15 protein-coding genes are annotated in these 15182 nt (G+C 67.1%); 6 read left to right on the top strand and 9 right to left on the bottom strand.

From position 1 onward, the window contains the following. Nucleotides 1-132: 132 nt before the first annotated feature. Nucleotides 133-1902, top strand: a complete 1770-nt coding sequence (locus QXH22_RS07900; RefSeq protein ID WP_306242147.1) for an NAD-binding protein — start codon at nt 133-135, stop codon at nt 1900-1902. Here the strand turns inward: QXH22_RS07900 and glnA are convergent. Further along, nucleotides 1899-3335 (bottom strand): type I glutamate--ammonia ligase, encoded by a 1437-nt coding sequence (gene glnA / locus QXH22_RS07905; RefSeq protein WP_306275304.1) that lies wholly within the window; start codon nt 3333-3335, stop codon nt 1899-1901. The genes QXH22_RS07900 and glnA overlap by 4 nt on opposite strands. A 112-nt stretch (nt 3336-3447) precedes the next feature. On the opposite strand from glnA, the gene QXH22_RS07910 reads away from it, so the two are divergent. Then, nucleotides 3448-4182: a superoxide dismutase family protein gene (locus QXH22_RS07910; RefSeq protein ID WP_306275305.1), complete on the top strand. Its 735-nt coding sequence runs from the start codon at nt 3448-3450 to the stop codon at nt 4180-4182. A gap of 14 nt (nt 4183-4196) precedes the next feature. Then, nucleotides 4197-4604, top strand: a complete 408-nt coding sequence (locus tag QXH22_RS07915) for a hydrogenase (protein WP_306275306.1) — start codon at nt 4197-4199, stop codon at nt 4602-4604. Here QXH22_RS07915 and QXH22_RS07920 read toward each other — a convergent pair. Continuing rightward, on the bottom strand, nt 4601-5068 hold the full coding sequence (locus QXH22_RS07920; protein WP_306275307.1) for a 2,4'-dihydroxyacetophenone dioxygenase family protein: 468 nt from the start codon (nt 5066-5068) through the stop codon (nt 4601-4603). The two genes, QXH22_RS07915 and QXH22_RS07920, sit on opposite strands and share 4 nt — an antisense overlap. 118 nt (nt 5069-5186) lie before the next feature. After that, nucleotides 5187-6461 carry a CdaR family transcriptional regulator gene (locus QXH22_RS07925; protein WP_306275308.1) on the bottom strand — a complete coding sequence of 425 codons (1275 nt, stop codon included), beginning with the start codon at nt 6459-6461 and terminating at the stop codon, nt 5187-5189. A 206-nt stretch (nt 6462-6667) separates the two neighbouring features. On the opposite strand from QXH22_RS07925, the gene QXH22_RS07930 reads away from it, so the two are divergent. Both QXH22_RS07930 and QXH22_RS07935 read left to right on the top strand, forming a co-directional pair. Then, on the top strand, nt 6668-8020 hold the full coding sequence (locus QXH22_RS07930) for a wax ester/triacylglycerol synthase family O-acyltransferase (RefSeq protein WP_306275309.1): 1353 nt from the start codon (nt 6668-6670) through the stop codon (nt 8018-8020). Nucleotides 8021-8133: 113 nt separating this feature from the next. Beyond that, entirely contained in the window at nt 8134-8568 is a 435-nt protein-coding gene (locus QXH22_RS07935; RefSeq protein WP_306275310.1) for a hypothetical protein, read from the top strand. Nucleotides 8569-8575: 7 nt separating this feature from the next. On the opposite strand, the gene QXH22_RS07940 is transcribed toward QXH22_RS07935, so the two are convergent. From QXH22_RS07940 to QXH22_RS07955, 4 genes are all read right to left on the bottom strand, one after another. Beyond that, nucleotides 8576-9787, bottom strand: coding sequence for a CdaR family transcriptional regulator (locus QXH22_RS07940; protein ID WP_306275311.1), 1212 nt, complete (start codon nt 9785-9787; stop codon nt 8576-8578). 4 nt (nt 9788-9791) lie between these two features. Next, on the bottom strand, nt 9792-11006 hold the full coding sequence (locus QXH22_RS07945) for an RNA polymerase sigma factor (RefSeq protein ID WP_306275312.1): 1215 nt from the start codon (nt 11004-11006) through the stop codon (nt 9792-9794). Next, nucleotides 11003-11362 carry a YciI family protein gene (locus QXH22_RS07950; RefSeq protein WP_306244417.1) on the bottom strand — a complete coding sequence of 120 codons (360 nt, stop codon included), beginning with the start codon at nt 11360-11362 and terminating at the stop codon, nt 11003-11005. The genes QXH22_RS07945 and QXH22_RS07950 overlap by 4 nt, the downstream gene beginning before the upstream one ends. 149 nt (nt 11363-11511) lie before the next feature. Beyond that, the gene (locus QXH22_RS07955; RefSeq protein WP_306275313.1) at nt 11512-12369 is read right to left on the bottom strand and encodes an alpha/beta fold hydrolase; all 858 of its coding nucleotides are present in this window, start codon (nt 12367-12369) and stop codon (nt 11512-11514) included. 26 nt (nt 12370-12395) lie between these two features. Here QXH22_RS07955 and QXH22_RS07960 point away from each other — a divergent pair, with 26 nt between their 5' ends. Further along, a complete protein-coding gene (locus tag QXH22_RS07960) occupies nt 12396-12902 on the top strand; it encodes a hypothetical protein (protein WP_306275314.1) in 507 nt (168 codons plus the stop codon). A 159-nt stretch (nt 12903-13061) separates the two neighbouring features. Here QXH22_RS07960 and groL read toward each other — a convergent pair whose 3' ends face one another. Next, nucleotides 13062-14684 (bottom strand): chaperonin GroEL, encoded by a 1623-nt coding sequence (gene groL / locus QXH22_RS07965; protein ID WP_306242160.1) that lies wholly within the window; start codon nt 14682-14684, stop codon nt 13062-13064. A gap of 107 nt (nt 14685-14791) precedes the next feature. Continuing rightward, nucleotides 14792-15094 (bottom strand): co-chaperone GroES, encoded by a 303-nt coding sequence (gene groES, locus QXH22_RS07970; RefSeq protein ID WP_011739140.1) that lies wholly within the window; start codon nt 15092-15094, stop codon nt 14792-14794. Between the last annotated feature and the right edge of the window lie 88 nt (nt 15095-15182).

Here is a 15182-nt window from a genome sequence, read left to right on the forward strand (position 1 = left end):
CACCGACTATGCCTGTGCGGCATAGTAATTCACTACTCTTCGCACCCCATTCCGGTGGCACTATTCGCCCCCTTGACCGATAGTCATAGGGACCACACAGAAACGAACGCACGAGGACAACGAACCGGCGACATGGCCGAAATCTTTCAATTCCACCGCGAGATCATCGTCAGCGGCGACGACCCGCTGTCGAGGACCATCGCCGAGGAGCTTCGGGGCGCCGGCGCGCGGATCATCAAGATCAACACCGCCGCCGACCTGCGCGCCGCCGGGGTACACCGCGCCCGTGCCGTCGTCTGCGCCGGGCCCAACGATGCGGTGAACCTCGAGATTGCCTTACTGGCACGGGAATTCAGTCCTAACGTACGGGTGGTGGCACGCCTGGCCAACGAGGTGCTGCGCCGAGGGGTGGCCGGCGTCAACGGACCCGGCGCGATCCTGGATCTCGCCGACCTGGCGACGCCCTCCATCGTCGAAGCGGTGCTGTCCCGCAACGCACACCAATTCGAAGCTGCGGGAATCGATTTCGTCGTCTGGGGTTCCGAGGCGCCGCACGACGGGACGCTGCGCGAGATCCACGCCGACCTGGCGCCGGTGGCCGTCGTGCACGGCAGGAACTCCCCCGTCCCCGGCGAGGTGGTGCCCTGCCCGGGACGCGACCAACAGGTCTACGCCGGCGACTGGACCTCCATGATCGGCGTCAAGGACGAACTGGAGGCCCGCGGGATCACCGTGCCACCACCGACGGCGACGCGGTCGCGCCACTCCCGCATGCGCCGCGCCATCGATGCGACCCGTGCCATGCTCGACGACCTGAATCCGATGGTGTACCCCTCGCTGGTGTTCACGGCATTGCTGACGCTCGGCTCGACCGTGGTGGTGCGCCTGGGCCATCACAACCCGGACCTGTCCTGGCTCGACGCTCTCTACTTCGCTTCCGAGACGATCACCACGGTCGGGTACGGCGATTTCAGCTTCGCGTATCAATCCACGTTTCTGCGCTTGTTCGCTGTCGGACTGATGTTCGGCGGCGTGATCATCACCGCGGTTCTCACGGCGTTTCTCGCGGACCTGCTGCTGTCGCGGCGCTTCGTCAACACCACCGGACGGCTACGGGCCCGGCACATGCGCGGCCACATCGTCGTCATCGGCCTCGGTTCGATCGGTGTCCGGGTGGTCACCGATCTGACCGCTGCCGGTTACGACGTCCTGGTGGTCGAGCAGAACGAGAACAACCCGTTCCTGCAGACGGTGGCCGAACTGGACGTACCGGTCATCTTCGGTGACTCGACGATGCGTCAGACGCTGGAGGCGGCGCGAGTCGATCATGCGCGCGGTGTGGCAGTAGTGACCCGCGACGACATGGAGAACATCGAAACGGGGATCGTGCTGCTCGAGATCCTGGGATCCGACACGACGGTTCCGATCGTCATGCGGGTGCAAGGGCGCGCCCTGGGCACTGCGATCAACCGGCGGTTCGGCTTCGAGAACGTGCGGTCGATCGTCGACCTGGCGGCTCCCTGGTTCATCGGGGCGGCGATGGGCCTGCAGGTGCTGGGCACCTTCTGGGTCGGCCAGCGCTCCTTCATGGTGGGCGCGATGCTGGTGGCGGCGGGCAGCGAACTGGACGGACTCTTGATGCTCGAGCTGTCCACCCAGACCCGGGTCATCGCCATCATCCGCCCGGAGGGCCCGATCAGATTGCGCCCCCGCCGCGACGCGCGGCTCAAGGCGGGCGACACCGTCTACCTCATCGGCCCCTACCGGGAACTGATCGCGACGCTGCGCAAGGGCCAACCGCCCCCGCTGACCGCGATCAACGGCGAGCGGACGACGACGCTGGCCGCCGCCCGCCGGCCCGACGTCCGCCCGCCACGGTGGGCCCAGGACGTCGAGGTTTAGACATCGTAGTAGAGCGCGAACTCAAAAGCCGTGGGCCGCAGGTTGAATGGCGCCAGCTCGTAGTCGCGCTTGTAGTTGATCCAGGTCTGGATCAGGTCAGGCGTGAAGACGCCTCCCTCGGTGAGGTATTCGCTGTCCTCCTCCAGACGGTCGATCACCGCAGAGAGCTGCGTCGGCGCCTGCGCGATGTCCGCGGCCTCTTCGGGCGGTAGGTCATACAGGTCCTTGTCAATGGGCGGGGGCGGTTCGATCTTGTTCCTGATGCCGTCCAACCCGGCCATCAACATCGCCGCGAACGACAGGTACGGGTTGCCGGAGGCGTCCGGGCAACGGAACTCCAGCCGCTTGGCTTTCGGGTTATTGCCGGTGATCGGGATGCGTACGCACGCAGAGCGATTGCGCTGGCTGTAGACCAGGTTGATCGGCGCCTCGTAGCCCGGCACCAGACGCTTGTAGGAGTTGATGGTCGGATTGGTGAAGGCCAGCAGTGACGGCGCGTGGTAGAGCAACCCGCCGATGTAATGGCGGGCGGTGTCCGAGAGGCCGGCGTACCCGTCCCCGTCGTACATCAGCGGCACGCCGTCTTTCCACAACGACTGGTGGCAGTGCATACCCGAGCCGTTGTCGCCGAACAGGGGCTTCGGCATGAACGTCACGGATTTGCCTGCCTGCCAAGCGGTTTGCTTGACGATGTACTTGTACATCTGGTGATCGTCGGCCGCATGCAGCAGGGTGTTGAACCGGTAGTTGATCTCGGCCTGGCCACCGCTGCCCACCTCATGGTGCCCCTTCTCCAGGGCGAAGCCGGCGTTGGTCAGATGGGTGAGCATTTCGTCGCGCAAGTCGACGTAGTGGTCGGTCGGGGCGACCGGGAAGTACCCGCCCTTGGGGCGTACCTTGTAGCCGCGGTTCGGGCTGCCGTCGGGCTCCGTCTCCGCCCCGGTGTTCCACCATCCGGAGGTCGCGTCGACCTTGTAGAACGCGCCGTCGATGCGCGAATCGAAGCTCACCGAATCGAAGATGTAGAACTCGGCCTCGGGCCCGAAGTATGCGGTGTCGGCGATGCCGGAGGTGATCAGGTAATTCTCGGCCTTGCGGGCGACGTTACGCGGATCGCGCGAGTAGGGCTCCAGGGTGAACGGGTCGTGCACGTGGAAATTCACGTTCAGCGTGGGGGCCTTGCGGAACGGGTCGATGGTCGCGGTCTCCGGGTCCGGAAGCAACAGCATGTCGGACTCGTGGATCGACTGGAATCCGCGGATCGAGGATCCGTCGAAGGCCAGGCCCTCCTCGAACACGTTCTCGTCGAAGGCGTAGATGGGAATTGTGAAGTGCTGCATGGTGCCTGGCAGGTCGCAGAAGCGGACATCGACATACTCGATGCTCTCGTCCCTGGCGAGTTTGAATATGTCGTCGGGCGTTTTTTCGGACAAGGGATGCTCCTTTTTCGGCTATCCGCTGGTGCGCACCTCCCATTGACACATGCCGTGCCGCACGCCGCATCCGGAGAGGTTTGGCATAGGACAATCGGGGTAGGCACGCCTCATGAAAAAGGGCGTAACACTCGCGGTCGCGGCGCTGGCCACGACAATCGCACCATTGGCCGCCTGCTCGACGCAGCAGGGCGGCAGCACCTCGTCGTCGTCTGGCGGGCAGAGCGGCGCGGAGAAGCTGAGCACTCAGCTGAAGGGTGCTGATGGTAGCCAGATCGCTACGGCCACTTTTGATTTCGCAAGCGGTTACGCGACCGTGACGGTGGAGGCCGGCCCCAATTCGGTGCTGACTCCCGGGTTCCACGGGCTTGCTGTCCACTCGGTGGGCAGTTGCGAGCCCAGCGCCTTCGAGTCCGCGGGAGGCGTGTACCAGGCGTCCGGCCATACGGGGTATCCCGCCAGCGGCCGGCTGACCGCCTTGCAGGTCCGGCCCGACGGCTCGGCGAAACTGGTCACCACGACCAGTGGCTTCACCGCCGCGGACCTCAGAAACAGCTCCGGCACCTCGCTGGTCATCTCCTCGGAGCCGGGCACCTTCGGCGAGCCTTCCGCCGACGAAACCGGCAAGCGATTGGCGTGCGGCGTCATCGCGGCGGCGTCCTCGACGACCACGTCGTCGACCACCTCGTCCACAGCGACGACCACCAGTGTCACCACGGTCACCACCACGACCGCTGTCGTGCCCCCGGCGACCACGAGTACGAGCACCAGCACCGTGACGGTCACCGGCACCCCGACCACGACGTCGACAGCGCCGAAGACGGTCACGACTCCTCCTGGCGGCTGAGCCGCGATCGGCACATGCAGACGGCGCTCTTCACCCTGGGACTGGCCCTGTTCCTACTCGGCCTGCTGACCGGGTTCGCTGTCTCATCGCTGAAAAACCCGCGCATGGCGCTGTCGAGCCATCTTGAAGGCGTGCTTAACGGGATGTTCCTGGTGCTGGTGGGCCTGCTGTGGCCGCACGTACACCTGTCCGGTGCGTGGGCTGCCACCGCGGCCGGGCTCATCGTGTACGCCGCCTATGCGAATTGGCTTGCCACACTGCTCGCGGCAGCCTGGGGCGCCGGTCGCAGACTCGCACCAATCGCGACCGGCGACCACCGGGCCTCCGCCGGGGAAGAGCGCACCGTCAGCGCCATGTTGTTGTCCCTCGGGGCGGCGCTCATCGCCGGCGTGGGCCTCGTCATGGTGGGACTGTGCCGCTAGGCGTCCCAGGACGTCAGATCGCGTGCCGGAATGCCCTGGGCAGAACAGTAATTCGTGTAGCGCTCGATGGAGGTCTTGTGGTTCTCCTGCCACAGGATGGTGTTGTTCTCGTCGGTGAACAGCAGCTCGCCGACGATGAAGAAGAACACCTCGGTGTCCTCCACGCTCTCCGGGGTGTGCCGCGAGCCGGCGACTTCGTAGACGGTGTCACCCGCGCGGGAAACCCAGTTGTTTTCCTTGTAGCGCCAGGCTCCTTTGACGGTGTGCCCAACCACGATGCCGGTGTGGTAGTGCGGGGCCAGCTCCAGTCCGGCCGGAAACTTCATCGAGACGACGATCTCGGCACGGACCGGATCGACCTTCCAGTACTTCAGATAGACCTCGTCGCTGAGTGGGGTGAACGGAATCCAGGGGTTGTCGGCGCCGCTCATGTAGTTGACGTCGAGTTCTTGCATTGTCTGCATCGGGGTCTCCTTGCTCCGGGTTGGCGGCCGGTCGGCCAACTGACCCAAACCGTAGGGACGGGCGGCGCGGATTACTTGGCGCGCGACGCCAAGGTTGCCCGCTCCCTTTGTACTGACGTCACAGTTGCCGGTTCAGTCCCGGCAGCGTGGGCAGCAGCGCAAGTGCCACTGCGAGGTCGAGGCTGTCGGTGTCGATACTGCGGCCGAGGATCACCTGCGCTTGATCGACGCGGTAGCTGACGGTGTTGGGGTGCACAGTGAGCCGCCGGGCGGCCCGGACGCGGCTCCGATTCTCTTGCAGGTAAACCGATAACGTCGTGGCAACCCGGAAGGTTGCCTCGTCGTCGGCCGCCAGTGGACCCAGCACCCGGTGCACGAAGGCCTCCGCGAGTTCGGCGTCGCAACTGGCCAGCGCGGTGACCGCGATGTCTCGGTAGCGCGTCACCACATCGGCGCGGGCCCCCAGCAGCGAGGCGACCCGCCGTGCGTTGGCGGCTTCGGAATGACTGCACCGGAAGCCTTTCAGGCCGTGGCCCGGCTCGCCGAGACCGACCCGAACGCCCGCCGGAAGCTTGATCGGATGTGCAGCGAAATCGAATGTACCGAAAGCACTTTGATGGCTGAACCAACCGAACGCCGACAGCGGCCCGACCGGGTGGACGAAGATTGTCTCACCGCCCAGCTCACGCGCGATCACGCCGAGCGCCTCACTCAAGGCCGCCTGTACGTCGGCGTCCTCCTGCACCGCCTCGACCCACGCCACCGCCCCGACGTGGTGACGATTGACGTCATAGCGCAACCGCTTCGAGGCTCGCTGCTGGTCTCGTTCGCGTTGCGCCAGGATGTCCTCAATGGCGTCGGCACGCGCGGCGGCGGTGTTGCGCAGCCACGCTTCCCGTTCGGCTTCGTAGGCCTGCTCCGCAAGGTTCAGGGCGGCATCGACGTAGCCGAACATCCAGCTGGTGGCCAGTCGGAGCGCCGCGGCCTGGTGCGCCTGGTCCGCCCCGGTCGCCGTGATGCGGTCCCACATCCACTGCCACACCAGCTCATGAGTCACCCGGTAGAAGCGCATCAGGCTGGCCAGCGGGATCTGACGCTGCACGGCGCCGCGGGCCACTGCCCGAGTCGGCGCCGGCAATTCGGCGTCGTGGGGGTCGCCGCCGAGGTCGATGATGTCGGCCAGCTGGCGCAGGCTCGCCGCGGTGCTGACCACGTTCTCTTCGACCGCCTGCGGGGCCGGAACCAGTGCGGGCATCTCCGCCTGCACCCGGGCGACGGCAAGTGCGGCGAGTTCGGTTGCGCACGTGCGTAATTCGCTGGCGATAGGGCGTAGCAGCGTTTCCCAGACCCGCTCGGCGCCCGGCTCACGAAACGGTTCCCAGGTGGGCTTCATGCCGGCTCAACCTACCCCGTCGCGACCCTCAACCATCCGGATCGGCGATATTGTCCGGCCTCTTTTGTGATCCGCTCACAAAATCCGCGATGGCTCTTGGCGCCCGGCGACGAGCGCTTACCGCCCCCGGCCCCATAGCTTGTGCAGCAATCGACAGAGCTGCCGCTCGAGGACAACCGAGACAACTACGCACGCGAGGAACTGCCATGGACCTGATGTCACCCGTCGAATCGATGATGCTGCTCGCCGAGTCGCCCGGGCACCCGATGCATGTCGCCGGGCTGCAGGTGTTCCAGACGCCCCCGGGTGCCGGACCGGAATTCGTCCGCGAGTACTACCAGGCCCTGCGCAGCCGTGACGATGTCGCGCCTCTCTTCAGCAGGCGCCCGGCGGCGCTGCGGCCGGCCGGGTTGAATCTCGGCTGGTCCACCGCGACCGACGTCGACGTCGACTACCACGTACGGCACTCGGCACTGCCCCGACCCGGCCGGGTGCGCGAGCTGCTGGAGCTGACGTCGCGGCTGCACTCGGGCATGCTCGACCGGCACCGCCCGCTGTGGGAAACCCACGTGATCGAAGGGCTGGCCGACGACCGCTTCGCGGTCTACACCAAGATTCACCACGCGCTCGTCGACGGAGTATCCGCGATCAACCTGCTGCAGGGGTCGCTCAGTACCGACCCCCTCGACGAGGAGATCCGCGCGCCGTGGTCCACGGCACCTCACCCGGACGATCGCTCCGACGCGCCGTCGCGCGCGCAGACGCTGACCCGGGCGATCAAATCCATTCCCGGCCTTGGCGTCTCCACGCTGGGACTGGCCCGTTCGGCGCTGCTGGAACAGCAGCTGACGTTGCCGTTCCGGGCGCCGCGCACCATGCTCAACGTGCCGATCGGCGGTGCCCGGCGCTGCGCTGCACAGTCATGGCCGATGCAGCGCATCAAGGACGTCAAGAACGCCGCCGGCGTCACCGTGAACGACGTCGTCCTGGCAATGTGCGCGGGCGCGCTGCGCGGCTACCTCGCGGATCAGAATGCATTGCCCGACAAGCCTTTGGTGGCAATGGTTCCGGTCAGCCTGCGCACCGCCGGCGAGAGCGCCGGGGGAAACGCGGTCACGGCCGTGCTGGCCAACCTGGCCACACACCTCGACGACCCCGCCGCGCGGCTGGCCACGATCAGCTCGTCCATGCGGACCAACAAGGCCGTCCTGGCCGGACTGCCCCGGGCGCAGGCCATCGCGTTGGGAATGATGTTGCTCTCGCCCGTGGTGCTGGGTGGCGTCACCGGCAGCGCCGCCACGCCGCCACCGTTCAACCTGTGCATCTCCAATGTCCCCGGTTCCCGGAACCCCTTGTACGCCAACGGCGCCCGGCTGCAGGGCAGCTACCCGATGTCCATCGCGGCCAACGGCCAGGCGCTCAACATCACCCTGGTGGGCAGCGGCGACCGCCTGGACTTCGGCCTGGTGGGCTGCCGCCGCGCGGTGCCGCACCTGCAGCGCCTGCTGGCACACTTGGAGGCTTCGCTCAAAGACTTGGAGCGAGCCGTCGGACTGTAAACGTGCACACTTTTGCACCACTTTGTCCATGTTTTAGGGCAAATCCACCCTTGGGTGGCGCGGTCACAGCCTCGAGTATGGAGCTATCCCACTCCACAGAAAGAGGTCTGACGATGAGGAACTACCTCCGCCACGGCGCCGCGGTCGCGGCGATCGCCGTTGGGCTCGAGTTGATGCCGGCGATCGGACTCGGGTTGCCGGCGATCAGCCACGCCGACGAACCGTGCCCCATCGGCACCACCTGGAACGCCGTCTTGCAGCAATGCGTGGAGAGCACAACCCCACCTGCGACACCGACACATATCGGGCCTCCTGAGCCCGGCACACCGGGCGGCCTTTACGGCCCCGGCGGATTCGGTGGGCCCGGCGGACCGGGCGGACCTCCGGCACCCGGGGAACCCTACGGACCCTATGGACCCCAGAGCGGTGCGCCGGGAACACCGGGTGGCATCGGCTCACCCGGACAGATCGGTGGGATCGGCGGACCGGGCGGATTCGGCGGACCCTCACTGGGCGGCGGCCACATGGGCGGGCTGGGAGCGCACTGACCGCGGGCTAGGCTGTCGGGTTTCCGCGCCACTGCAGCGCCTCGAGCGCAACGGCGACATGGACGCTGCTGTGCTCGAGGGGTCGCGGCAGCAGTTGCTCGGCGCGGTCGAGTCGGCGCAGCAGCGTGTTGCGGTGCGCGTAAAGACGTTTGGTGGTGCGCCCGATGCTGCACTGTTCGTTGATGAAGGTCAGCACCGTCTGCTGCAGTTCGGGGCTGGCCGACTCGAAATCACCCAGCGTGTTCTTGATGAAATCGTCTGCCGCTTGCAGGTTTTGAGTGATCAGCGCGATCAGCTGGACATCGGCGAAGAACGCGACCCGTTGTTCGGAACGCAGCCCCGCCACCACGCGCTGGGCGGTCAGCGCCTCGAGGTGGGTGCGCCGGAAACCCTCGATTCCGTCGGCAGGGGCGCCGATGGCGATGCGCGTCCCGGGGATGTCCTCGACTGCCCGATGCACGTGCTCGACGTCCGGGATTCCGTCGGACACCCACACCCACCGGCCGGCCGCACTGGCGGTCACGGTCAGCGGACGCGAGAAGCCGGCCGCGCGGCCGAATGCGTCGGCGAGGCGGTCGAGCCGGCTCAGGTCGCCGTCGGGTTCGTCCGTCCAGATCACCGCACCCGTATGACTGCGATTGAGCGCGTAGCCCAGCCGGCTCTCGGCTCGTGACCGGCTGATCGGGGCGCCGTCGAGGATGAGTGCGGTGACTTCACGGCGTTCGGCCTGGCTGCCGCGCAGCAGTTCCTCCCGCTCCTGCCGAATCTGGGCGGCGATGCCGTCGGACGTGGCGTCGAGGAAGTCACTGATGGACCGGAACGACACGTCGAACAGTTCGCGCAACTCCTCGGCATCCGACGTGAGCCGAAAGACGGTGTCCATCCAGATCTGCCAGCCAATGGTCTGCGCGGGCCGGAAGGTGAACGGTTCCAGTCCGCGGCGCACCATGTCACGGGCGATGCTCAACGGCTCCGGACCGAGATTGGCCGGCACCGGGGCGCCTGGATCGCTCACATTTGCTGCAGCCCAATGCATCAGGCTGGACCGGACGCTGCGACGGGCGGCTTCGGCGAGCACGGGGTCATCGGCCACCGACGGGTTCGCCGCCATCGTTGCCCGGTCGAACTCGTCGAGCAACTCCGGGGGCGCATCGAGAACCATCCGTGCTCCCTGCCGCATCAACTCACGCACCCGCGGCGACGGACGTTGCCAAACCACGGTCTTACGGTAGCCCCGCCGCCCGCCTGGTGAGGTAGGCCTGCTCGGCCGGGTTGTCGACGAGTGCGAGAGCGGCGTCGTACGCCGCCCGGGCCTCGCGCGACCGCCCAAGTCGACGCAACAATTCAGCGCGGGTGACATGAAACGGGTGGTAACGCTGCATGGTCGGTGGCAGCCGGTCGACCCGCGCCAGCGCCACCGCGGGGCCGTCAAGCTCGGCGACGGCGATCGCGTAGTTGAGTTCGGCCACCGGGCCTGGATCAAGAGTCAACAGCTGTCGGTACAGGGCGGCGATCTGCGACCAGTCGGTGTCGGCGGCAGTCGGGGCATCGGTGTGTACGGCGTTGATCGCTGCCAGCAGCTGGTATCGGCCGGGCCGGTTGATCTCCAGGCACTCCCGCACCAGGGCATGTCCCTCTGCGATCAAGTCCGCGTCCCATCCGCTCCGGTCCTGTTCGTGCAGGGGAACCAGTTCCCCGTCGGCGATCCGGCTCGCGCGGCGGGCCTGGGTGAGCACCATCAGCGCCAGCAGACCCGTCACTTCCGGTATGCCGGGCAGCAACCCGCGCAGGATCCGGGCGAGCCGGATCGCCTCGGCGGTCAGATCGTCGCGCACCGCCGATCCGGAGGTCGCCAGGTAACCCTCGTTGAAGACGAGGTAGATGACGGCCAGCACCGCGGCGACCCGGTCGCCGAGGTCCGCGGCCGCGGGGACGCGGTACGGGATGTGTGCATCGGCGATCTTCTTCTTCGCCCGGCTGATTCGTTGGGCCATTGTCATCTCGGTCACCAGGAACGCCCCGGCGATCTCACCGACGGTGAGCCCGCCGAGGAGTCGCAGTGTCAGTGCCACCCGCGCCTCGGGGGCCAGCGCCGGATGGCAGCAGGTGAAGATCAACCGCAACCGGTCGTCGTCGACCGACCCGGTTGATTCATGGGGCGTGTCATCGTGAATCATGGCTGCCGCCAGGTGTTTTGAGGCGCGGTGCGACTCGCGGCGGATCCGGTCGATCGCCTTGTTGGCCGCGGTACGGGTGAGCCAGCCGGCCGGATTCGGTGGAAGTCCGTCCCGGGGCCAGCGCTCCAGGGCGACCACCAGCGCCTCGGCGGCCGCCTCTTCGGCGACCTCGATGTCACCGAAGCGGCGCACCAGCGAGGCGACCACCCGCCCGTACTCTTCGCGGTACACCCGCTCGATCGCGTCCACGCGCTCGTTCAACCCTCCTGGAACGCCCGCACCTCGACCCGGCCCTGGCAGGCCTTGGACCCCTGTTTCGCCCAGTCCAGGGCGGCGTCGAGGTCGGCGGCCTCGATGATCCAGAATCCGCCCAGGTACTCCTTCGACTCGGCGTAGGGACCGTCGGTGACGATGGGCTTGTCACCGGTGTTGTCGACCGTCGTGGCGGACTCCGGTGCCGTCAAGCCGCCGGCGAAAACCCAGGCGCCCTCGGCCTGCAGCTTGTTGTTGAACGCGTCGACGGCCTCGAAGATCGGCTGCATCTGCTCGATGCTCATCTCCGCCATCGCGGCGGTGTCGGCGGCATCGTGGTTGACGGCCAGGAAATACTGCGGCATCACATGCTCCTTGAACTCCGCGGGCGGCCCGGTCTGGCTGCCCGTCATGATGTCTACGAAGACGGCACGCTGGATATGACATACCCCGGCAGGAAAATTCATCGGCATTATGCCGGGACGATCACAGTCTTGACGCAGAAGCGGCCTCGTCAGGACCGGTTGCGCGCCGCTGCCAGGTGCCGCAGGATCGCCGGGTGGACGATCTCGGGATGGTCCAAATGCGGAGCATGCCTCGCACCCTCGACAGCGAGTAACTCCGAGCGGGGGTACAACCGCTGGACCTGCGCCCTGTTCGCATACGGGGTGACGGCGTCATCGGTGCCCCAGACCACCAGCACTGGGCGCGGATGTTCTCCCACACCGGCCCACTGGTCCCCGGCCCGAGCAGGGTAGTTGGCGACCGTCGAGGCGAAGGACTCGGCCATACCGGGGAAGCGAAGCTGTTCCCTGGCGCGTTCGCTGTAGTCGGGGAACCGCTCCGGACGGCTCATGTGCTGCTGCGGCAAGCGGTCGATGACGTCGCCGATGCGCGAGGCGACGAGCTTGCGGACGCCTGGCAGGCGCAGCAACTGTTGGGCCGCAACCTTGACTGATCCACTCGCATAGAGGCCGGGGGCGATGAGCGCGATGCTCTCGGCGCGCTCGGGGCGCTCCGCGGCAAGGCGCGTCACCATCAGGGCGCCCATCGACCACCCGATCAGATGCGTGCGCTCGATGCCGAGGGTGTCGGCGAGTTCGCGCAGTTGACCCACATACAGGTCGAGGTCGTAGGCGACGCGCGGCCGGTCGGACAGCCCACGACCGTACTGGTCGTAGCGCAAGACCCGAAACCCCTGCGCGGCAATGGCTTCCGATAGCGGCTCCCACGCGTAGCTGGGGGTGACCAGGCCGTGCACCAGCACCACCCACGGACCGTCGTCACCGGCGACGTGGTATGCGGTGACCCCGTGGGACAGTGCCGCCGATTGCGCGTTCGCGGCCTCCCGCGCTTGCCGCAATGACTGCATGTCCGCAGCCTATATACAGTGCAGGGATGTCGACCCGCAGTCGTGCAGCAGCCACTCTCGGCGCCGCCCTCTCAGTCCTGTCGTTTCCGGCCGTGCTGAACACTGCCGTAGCCCACGGCACCCCGCTACCCGCTTTCTGTGCGCCGCCCGCCGTCGTCGACAACGTCTGCACCGTGCGGCTGGCATCGGTGACCGCCAACGTGAGCGACGGGACGATCACCGGTAAACCCGTCGGCGGCGGGACAGCAATCACCTTGAGCGGGCTGGCCGACGCGTACCTGAAATCCACCGGGTTCGGGGCGACGCCGCCCGCCGCGATTCAGCGCTGGGACACCGAGCTCGACGGTGTCGGACCCGTCGACCCGTCCAATCCCAACTGGTACGGGGAGGCCAAGGCCAGAGCGTTCCTGCCCCGGACTCTCAACGACATCGCCGCCCAGTTCCCGCCGGGCGTGCTGGTTGTCCGGTTCACGCCCGACGACGCGAACCCCGGCTGGTTCCGGCTGGTGTCGATTCAGCCGACGTCCCAGTGACGTAACGCCTGCGGTCTCGGCAGCCTGGCGCGACACTTACTTCACGCACACGACACGCCGAGATGTGGGTGCGTGCTTTCAATCTCGCGGAACGCGCACGTCGCCACAACGAAAACACCCCCGGCCCAACAGGATCCGGGGGTGTTGCCGTCGAACTGATCAGTGATGGTGATGACCGTGGCCGTGGCCGTGGTCGTCGTCCTCATCGGCCGGCTTGTCGACGACGGCCGTCTCGGTGCTGAGCACCATCCGCGCCACCGACGAGGCGTTGAGCACCGCCGAGCGCGTCACCTTGACGGGGTCGACGATGCCGGCAGCGGCAAGGTCGCCGTAGGACCGGGTGGCGGCATTCAAACCCTCCCCGGTTGGCAGTTCGCTGACCTTGTTGACCGCGACAGCACCGTCGAGGCCGACGTTGGTCGCGATCCAATACAGCGGAGCTGCCAGCGCCTCGGAGAACACGTCCACGCCGAGCTTCTCGTCGTCGCTGACCTCGTTGCGCAGCGACTCGAGCACGTGGCGTGCCTGGATCAGTGCCGAGCCGCCGCCGGGGACGATGCCCTCCTCGACCGCGGCCTTGGCCGCCGCGACGGCGTCCTCGACACTCTCCTTGCGCTCCTTGAGCGCGGTCTCGGTGGCGGCGCCGACCTTGATGACGGCCACGCCGCCGGCCAGCTTGGCAACCCGCTCCTGCAGCTTCTCGCGGTCCCAATCGGAGTCGCTGGCTTCGATCTCGCCGCGCAACTGCTTGACCCGGTTGGCGACCGCGTCCTGGGAGCCGGCGCCGTCGACGATGATCGTGTCGTCCTTGCTGACCACCACCCGTCGGGCCGACCCCAGCACCTCCAGCCCTACCTCGCGCAGCAGCAGGCCGGTGTCGGGGTTGACCACCTCGCCGCCCGTCACGATGGCCAGGTCCTGCAGGAAGGCCTTGCGGCGGTCGCCGAAGAACGGCGCCTTGACCGCAACCGCCCTGAGCGTCTTGCGGATGGAGTTGACGACCAGCGTCGCCAGCGCCTCACCCTCGACGTCCTCGGCGATGATCAGCAGCGGCTTGCCCGCTTCGGCGACCTTCTCCAGCAGGGGCAGCAGGTCGGGCAGCGAGCTGATCTTGTCCTGGTGCAGCAGGATCAGCGGGTCCTCCAGCACGGCCTGCTGGGCGTCGAAGTCGGTGACGAAGTAGGCCGACAGGAAACCCTTGTCGAAACCCACGCCCTCGGTGAACTCGAGCTCGGTGTCGAGTGTCGAGGACTCCTCCACGCTGACCACGCCGTCGTGACCGACCTTGCTCATGGCCTCGCCGACCAGGTCGCCGAGGCGCTCGTCGCGCGAGGACACCGTCGCCACCTGGGCGATGGCCTCCTTGCCCGACACCGGGGTCGCGGCGGCCAGCAGGGCTTCGGATACCGCGTCGGCGGCCTTGCTGATGCCCGAGCCCAGGGCGATCGGGTTGACACCGGCGGCGACCAGCCGCAGCCCGCCCTTCACCAGGGCCTGGGCCAGCACGGTCGCGGTGGTGGTGCCGTCACCTGCGACGTCGTTGGTCTTGGTGGCGACCGACTTCACCAGCTGCGCACCGAGATTCTCGAAGGGGTCTTCCAGGTCGATCTCGCGTGCGACGGTGACGCCGTCGTTGGTCACCTGAGGTCCGCCGAAAGCCTTGGCCAGCACCACGTGACGGCCACCGGGCCCAAGCGTCACCTTGACCGCGTCCGCGAGCTTGTTCACGCCCGCTTCCATCGCACGACGCGCTGTCGCGTCGTACTCAATTATCTTGCTCATGAAGCTCCTTAGCCGGGCTCGTAACGCATCCCGCCCCGGATATCACCCGCGCTTGCGCGGGGATCGCCGGGGCGGAACACGTTGCCGTACTTGAAAAACGACCAGTGTTACTTGGAAACGACAGCCAGCACGTCGCGTGCCGACAGGATCAGGTATTCCTCGCCGCCGTACTTGATCTCGGTGCCGCCGTACTTGCTGTAGATGACGGTGTCACCCTCAGCGACGTCGAGCGGGATCCGCTTTTCGCCGTCCTCGTCCCAACGGCCGGGGCCGACTGCGACGACGGTGCCCTCCTGGGGCTTCTCCTTGGCGGTGTCGGGAATGACCAGACCGGATGCGGTCGTGGTCTCGGCCTCGTTGGCCTGTACGAGAATCTTGTCCTCGAGTGGCTTGATGTTGACCTTCGCCACGATTGGAGCCCTCCACTAGTTGAATCGGGTCCGGAGCGTATGCCCTGACCGGAGTTGGCGGTCGGCCCGGGACTGCCCCGCACCGTCC

The organism is Mycobacterium sp. TY814 (assembly GCF_030755175.1).
GTDB lineage: Bacteria > Actinomycetota > Actinomycetes > Mycobacteriales > Mycobacteriaceae > Mycobacterium.

What these genes read in the sequence shown, in the direction of transcription:
- QXH22_RS07950 (WP_306244417.1), bottom strand. Translation starts at nt 11,362, where the DNA reads ATGCCGCAGTATTTCCTGGCCGTCAACCACGATGCCGCCGACACCGCC.
- QXH22_RS07930 (WP_306275309.1), top strand. Translation starts at nt 6,668, where the DNA reads ATGGACCTGATGTCACCCGTCGAATCGATGATGCTGCTCGCCGAGTCG.
- QXH22_RS07915 (WP_306275306.1), top strand. Translation starts at nt 4,197, where the DNA reads ATGCAGACGGCGCTCTTCACCCTGGGACTGGCCCTGTTCCTACTCGGC.
- QXH22_RS07935 (WP_306275310.1), top strand. Translation starts at nt 8,134, where the DNA reads ATGAGGAACTACCTCCGCCACGGCGCCGCGGTCGCGGCGATCGCCGTT.
- QXH22_RS07920 (WP_306275307.1), bottom strand. Translation starts at nt 5,068, where the DNA reads ATGCAGACAATGCAAGAACTCGACGTCAACTACATGAGCGGCGCCGAC.
- QXH22_RS07910 (WP_306275305.1), top strand. Translation starts at nt 3,448, where the DNA reads ATGAAAAAGGGCGTAACACTCGCGGTCGCGGCGCTGGCCACGACAATC.
- QXH22_RS07900 (WP_306242147.1), top strand. Translation starts at nt 133, where the DNA reads ATGGCCGAAATCTTTCAATTCCACCGCGAGATCATCGTCAGCGGCGAC.
- QXH22_RS07960 (WP_306275314.1), top strand. Translation starts at nt 12,396, where the DNA reads ATGTCGACCCGCAGTCGTGCAGCAGCCACTCTCGGCGCCGCCCTCTCA.
- QXH22_RS07955 (WP_306275313.1), bottom strand. Translation starts at nt 12,369, where the DNA reads ATGCAGTCATTGCGGCAAGCGCGGGAGGCCGCGAACGCGCAATCGGCG.
- QXH22_RS07925 (WP_306275308.1), bottom strand. Translation starts at nt 6,461, where the DNA reads ATGAAGCCCACCTGGGAACCGTTTCGTGAGCCGGGCGCCGAGCGGGTC.
- groL (WP_306242160.1), bottom strand. Translation starts at nt 14,684, where the DNA reads ATGAGCAAGATAATTGAGTACGACGCGACAGCGCGTCGTGCGATGGAA.